Annotated in this window: 10 protein-coding genes; 5 read left to right on the forward strand and 5 right to left on the reverse strand. The window is 56.0% G+C overall.

All coding sequences use genetic code 11. The features are described 5' to 3' along the window. The first annotated feature begins 206 nt into the window (after positions 1-206). The 3 genes from JCM12296_RS32125 to JCM12296_RS32130 are packed head-to-tail and all read left to right on the forward strand — an operon-like array spanning position 207 to position 1690. Positions 207-452 carry a hypothetical protein gene (locus tag JCM12296_RS32125; RefSeq protein ID WP_054701701.1) on the forward strand — a complete coding sequence of 82 codons (246 nt, stop codon included), beginning with the start codon at positions 207-209 and terminating at the stop codon, positions 450-452. A gap of 40 nt (positions 453-492) precedes the next feature. Continuing rightward, entirely contained in the window at positions 493-975 is a 483-nt protein-coding gene (locus tag JCM12296_RS51670; RefSeq protein ID WP_281492227.1) for an aminopeptidase, read from the forward strand. After that, complete coding sequence (locus JCM12296_RS32130) at positions 872-1690, forward strand: aminopeptidase (protein WP_281492228.1); 819 nt, start codon at positions 872-874, stop codon at positions 1688-1690. The genes JCM12296_RS51670 and JCM12296_RS32130 overlap by 104 nt, the downstream gene beginning before the upstream one ends. Before the next feature lie 11 nt (positions 1691-1701). Here JCM12296_RS32130 and JCM12296_RS32135 read toward each other — a convergent pair whose 3' ends face one another. From JCM12296_RS32135 to JCM12296_RS32150, 5 genes are all read right to left on the reverse strand, one after another. Then, on the reverse strand, positions 1702-2055 hold the full coding sequence (locus JCM12296_RS32135) for a response regulator (protein WP_054701704.1): 354 nt from the start codon (positions 2053-2055) through the stop codon (positions 1702-1704). A 233-nt stretch (positions 2056-2288) separates the two neighbouring features. Beyond that, the gene (locus tag JCM12296_RS32140; protein ID WP_054701707.1) at positions 2289-2786 is read right to left on the reverse strand and encodes a bifunctional nuclease family protein; all 498 of its coding nucleotides are present in this window, start codon (positions 2784-2786) and stop codon (positions 2289-2291) included. Between the two features lie 108 nt (positions 2787-2894). Beyond that, positions 2895-3632, reverse strand: a complete 738-nt coding sequence (locus JCM12296_RS48540) for a radical SAM protein (protein WP_281492229.1) — start codon at positions 3630-3632, stop codon at positions 2895-2897. Next, complete coding sequence (locus JCM12296_RS48545) at positions 3622-4194, reverse strand: hypothetical protein (RefSeq protein ID WP_281492230.1); 573 nt, start codon at positions 4192-4194, stop codon at positions 3622-3624. The genes JCM12296_RS48540 and JCM12296_RS48545 overlap by 11 nt, the downstream gene beginning before the upstream one ends. Positions 4195-4235: 41 nt before the next feature. Then, positions 4236-4493, reverse strand: coding sequence for a DUF4911 domain-containing protein (locus JCM12296_RS32150; protein ID WP_083456729.1), 258 nt, complete (start codon positions 4491-4493; stop codon positions 4236-4238). A 197-nt stretch (positions 4494-4690) separates the two neighbouring features. Between JCM12296_RS32150 and JCM12296_RS32155 the strand changes: the two genes are divergently transcribed. After that, complete coding sequence (locus JCM12296_RS32155; RefSeq protein ID WP_157068095.1) at positions 4691-5104, forward strand: DHH family phosphoesterase; 414 nt, start codon at positions 4691-4693, stop codon at positions 5102-5104. 8 nt (positions 5105-5112) lie between these two features. Further along, positions 5113-5463, forward strand: a 351-nt coding sequence (locus tag JCM12296_RS32160) for a DHH family phosphoesterase (RefSeq protein WP_246805208.1), incomplete at its 3' end; no start/stop codon positions are given.

The following is a 5463-nucleotide window of genomic DNA, read 5'->3' on the forward strand; positions in this document are numbered from 1 at the left end:
ATGGCCGCATGGGGGAACCCGGCGCCGCGCGCGCCTTCAGGCAGCGGTCATGATCGTTGCGCCAAGTGTCCGTGCGCGTGGAAACAGCGCCCGGGGATAGCGGCTCGCATTTACCTTATCGGCCATCCCCAACTGTATTGACCCGTCGCCCTATTTTGCTCTATTGTAGATCCTGGCTGTTCACCCATTCACCATCAGGAAAACCGATGCCCGTGCACTCACACCGCTTTGTCGAGGAATTCGAAGGATTTATCGGATTTGGGCTCAATGACGAATCCGATATGGATACCGTGGTTTACTACTTGCAAAAATTTTCAGATGACCGGCTGATGGATTTGCTGCGCCAACGGCTGACCGGTGAAGAACGGGAAGCGATTTTCAACCTGCTGTCAGGCCTGCTGCGCAAGCATCTTTCCGAACCGGAATATCATCGCTATTTCTTGAAAGAGTAACCGGGTGAACGATCCATCCGTACGCAGGAAGGGAGGCGCCATGCTCAGTGAGATACAATTGGAGCGTTATGCCGAGGTATTGCTGTGGGGGCTGCGCATCGCCCGGAGCAAGCCGTTTAAAAGGGGCGATGTGGTTCTGGTGAGATTCAACCTGGACGCCGTCCCCCTGGCCCAGATACTGGAACGCCGGCTGTTGGAACAGGGAATGAACCCGGTTCGGCGCCTGCATCCAACACCGGAAATGGAAAAAATTTCTTTAAACTGGCCAACCGTCGTCAACTGGTTTTCGATCCACCCGGAGAGGACACGCTCTACCGCCACCTCAACGGATCCATCTTTTTGCACGCGCCGGCGTCCATTACCCATCTGTCCGGCATCGACCCCAAAAAATCAGCCGTTTCACCCTCTCCAAGAAATACTTGCGGGACATTCTCGAGGAGCGGGAGCAGACCGGCGCATTCAGTTGGACCTTGTGCATGCTGCCCACCAACGACTTGGCGCAGCACGCCCGGATACCCCTTGATGAATACAGCCAACAAATTGTCAAAGCCTGTTTCCTCAATCGCCGGGATCCCGTGGCCCAGTGGAAGTCGATTTTCCGCAAGGCGGCGATCATTAAAAAGTGGCTCAATGGCATGGATGTCAAGCACTACCATATCGAGTCGGAACACATCGATTTGATTGTCACACCGGGTGAACAACGCCGTTGGATCGGCATCTCCGGACATAACATTCCCAGCTTCGAATTATTCCTCTCTCCGGATTGGCGCGGAACCAGCGGTGTCTATTTTGCCGATCAACCCTCTTATCGCAGCGGCAACCTGGTTCACCAGGTTCGCCTGACGTTTAAGAAGGGGGCTGCCGTGTCCATCGATGCCGAATCGGGTGGCGCGTTTGTCCAACAACAGCTAAGCATGGACCGTGGCGCTTCCCGCATTGGTGAATTCTCATTGACGGACAAGCGCTTTTCAAAGATCGACCGCTTCATGGCCAATACCCTGTTTGACGAAAACTTCGGCGGGCAATGGGGCAACTGTCATATCGCGATGGGGTCCAGCTATGCCGATACGTTCGATGGCGACGTGCAAACGCTGTCCGGGGAAAAAAAGACCCGTCTGGGATTCAACACATCAGCGCTTCACTGGGATCTGGTCAACACCGAAAAGAAACGGGTTACCGCCCACCTCGCCGATGGCCGACACACCACCATTTACGAGAATGGGTGCTTCACGTATTGAGGGGTACGGACTCAGAGCGTATTGCCGGTAAGCAATTTTGCCGTCTCCAGAAGGTTGTTGACCTGGAACGGCTTTGGCAGGATGTAGTCGAACATGGGATTGGACAGTTCCCAGGGTGTTCCCGACATGCCGACAACCGGTGTGTGTTGACGCGATGATTTGCGGATATGCATGACAACCTGATTGCCATCGGTGTCCGGCATACAAATATCCGTGATGACCAGATCAAAGTCGCCCGTATCAAACTTGTCGATTCCCGTCTGCCCATTCTCTGCCGTCTCCACTGAAAAATTCATCTGCTGGAGAACTTGTTCCACGAGACCGAGAATCATCTGCTCGTCGTCAATAACGAGAACGTTACGCATACGTTGCACCTGGATCGTGACGGTTTTAGGACCGGGGGTATCGGCGTTGATTTACTCCAAGACGCGAAATTTGTCAACACCATCTGGTATCTTTTACAAAGAGGCGCCACTATATATGGATTTTTTTATTTTTAGCAGGTTATCCCCCAAAGGGGCGCGTTCACGCAAAAAGAGCCCGGCAAAAGGTTGCCGAGCTCTTGCAATGGCTGGGATGTGCTTTTTTGATGAATCCGTCAGACCTTATACTTGCCAAAATCCTCGGGAGATAGGTTTTCAAGGTATTCAGCCCACTTCTTGCCTTCCTCGCTCTCGTCGGCCGCCTCGCCGTCGGTCTTACCGGAACGGGATTTCTCGATGACCCGATCATCCACGAAAATCGGCGCACGAAATCGCAATGCCAATGCAATGGCATCACTGGGACGCGCGTCCATGGTAAACGAGCGGTCTTCCGCGGCGAAGTGGATCTCTGCATAAAAGGTGTTTTCGCGCAAATCGCAAATGTCGATACGGTTGATCTGGACATTGAGCAGTTGGGTCAGATTCTTGAACAGATCATGGGTCATGGGACGGTCGAACTTGATTTCCTGCAGCGCCGAGGCGATTGACGTGGCTTCCAACAAGCCGATCCAGATCGGCAAGGTTTGATCGCCATCCTCTGTTTTGAGCAGGATGATGGGTGTATTCGATGCCGGATCCATGGCCAGTCCCGCAATGTTGGCTTTATGCAGCAATGGTCTTCTCTCCTTTTTCCGGTGTGGCACCCATCGGCCCTTGAATCAGCCGCCCCCCTAAGGAGTGGGCATGTGCTGTTTCTATCATGATATCGGCAAAAGCGCCTGTCAACAGTTCTTTATCCCCTGAATTGCCTTCATCGGCCGGGAAATGCACGATATGATTGGACGAAGTACGGCCGGTCCATTGAAGGCCGCCATCGCCCGCCGGGTTCGTGAAATGGTCCAAACTCCGGCTGGTCCCCTCCACCAGCACGGTCCTGACCTGGCCCAGCATGGCCTGATATTTTTCGGCGGTGATTCCGGCTTGCAGGTCCAGCAAGGTCTGCAGGCGCGCCTTCTTGACCCGTTCGTCGATCTTGCCTGAAAAAGCGGTAGCCGGCGCACTGGGACGGTCCGAATACATGAAGCGAAAAGGCCATCGTAACGTACGGTACGGATCAGGTCCAGGGTAGCCTGGAATTGCCGGTCCGTTTCACCGGGAAAACCAACAATCATATCCGAAGTAATGGCAATATCCGGACACTGCACCCTGAGTCGAGCGACCTTGTCCATGTAGGCCGCACGCGTATACCGGCGGTTCATGCGCCGCAGGATCTCGTCGTCGCCCGATTGCACCGGCAGATGGATGTGCCGGCACAGTTTCTTCAAACGGCCGAATGCCCCGATCAGATCGTCGGAAAGATCCTTGGGATGGGAGGTGGTAAAGCGGATCCGGCCAAGGCCGGGAATATCGTTCACCCGTTCCAGAAGTTCACTGAAACTGCAGAGCCCCTCCTTGTTGCCGTAGCTGTTGACATTCTGCCCCAGGAGGGTCACCTCGCGCACGCCCTGGTCAACCCGCATGCGAATCTCTTCGATAATCCGGTCCGGATGGCGACTGGCCTCGCGCACGTACGTGGGGGACGACACAGTAGGTGCAGAAGTTGTCACAGCCCCGCATGATCGTAACGAAGGCCGAAACTTGTCCCGGTGCCAGCGGTCCGACAAGCGCGCTGTCGCTATCGATGGCATCGGACATGCGCACATCCACGAGCCGGCAACGGGTCTGTTCGATACGCCGGACCATTTCCGGCAATCGAAAAATCGCATGCGTGCCGAATACCAGATCCACATGGGGCATTCGCTTGAGGATCGCCTGCCCTTCCTGTTGGGCCACGCAACCGCCAACGGCCACGATCAGCGACGGGTTGGCGGCCTTGATTTTGGCCAGGCGCCCAAGAAAGCTGAAGGCTTTCTGTTCGGCCTTTTCGCGGATCGTACAGGTATTGACCACAACCAGGTCGGCCGTCTCGATGGCATCGGTTCCGGTATATCCTAGAGGTGCCAGTACACCGGCGATCTGGTCGGCGTCATAGACGTTCATCTGGCACCCGATGGTACTGATGTGCAGTAATTTTGACTTCATGGAGAACGTTATCATCCTTCTTCGTTGTGGCCGGCCTGGATTTACCAAGCCGGCGGCGGCCCGCCATCGTCACCGGCCCATCCGTCCGGCGCTAGGCGGGCAACGGGAAATTCAGCGCCCAGGCTTTGCATGACATCCGCCACCAGGAACTCACAGCCCGGGGCAATGGTCAGTTGAACCAACCCCTTTTCCGAATCCAACGTCGACAGCACCGCCGTGTTGTCATAGGCCTCGAGAATGAATTTGACGAAGCTGATCTGGGAGCGGTCCACCTGGTAGTATCGTATGCTTGTTTTCATTGCACCTATTCAAATCACCAAGTTGCACCTATCAAATCACCAATTGGTTTGACAACCCGAAACCGTTTTTTTCGGCCATTGCGGCAGGTTGCAGAAGATACACAAGAAACTGGATTTAAAATACAAATTTTCAAGTTCACAAAAACCCACGGGTTTCAGGCTTGTTCCAGATGGCAGAATAAGATATGCCCCGCCCCATGGAAAAACAATGGCAGCTTACAGAGGCGGATCCGCAAACCGTCAGCCGCCTGGCACGTCAGCTCCCCTGTCCGCCCCTGGTGGCCAGGCTGCTGACCCTGCGCGGCATCCAGACCCGCTCTCAGGCGATCGATTTTCTCAACCCGACCCTGAGCCATCTGGCCCCCCCGCTGGAGATGATGGACATGGGCAAGGCGGTTGAACGGATCCATCGGGCCTTGACCGCCGATGAAAAAATTCTCGTCCATGGGGATTACGATGCCGACGGGATCACCGCCACCGCCGTTCTGGTCACCTTTCTGCGACGCTGCGGAGCCCGCGTGAGCTATTTCATCCCCCATCGCGTCACCGACGGCTATGGCATGGGCCCTGATTTCGTCACCCGCCGGGCGAAACCCGCCGGCGTGGGCTGATCGTCACCGTGGACTGCGGTTCGGCAAGTGCCGAAGCCATTGCCCGGGCCCGTGAGGCCGGCATCGACACCATCGTGACCGATCATCATCCCGTGGAAGCGCTCCCGAGCGATGCCGTCGCCGTGGTCAACCCGACCCGCGCGGACAACAACTTTGGACGATTGTCGCATCTGGCTGGCGTGGGCGTCGCCTTTTACCTGGTTATCGCCCTTCGCGCCCACCTGCGCAAACACGGTTTCTGGGAGCACCGGCGCGAACCGAACCTGAAAAAGCTTTGTGATCTGGTCGCTTTGGGCACGGTTGCCGATGTGGTTCCCCTGATCGGTGAAAACCGCGCCCTCACCGCCGCCGGACTGGAG

Source organism: Desulfosarcina cetonica JCM 12296, assembly GCF_001311845.1.
Taxonomy (GTDB): Bacteria; Desulfobacterota; Desulfobacteria; order Desulfobacterales; family Desulfosarcinaceae; genus Desulfosarcina; species Desulfosarcina cetonica.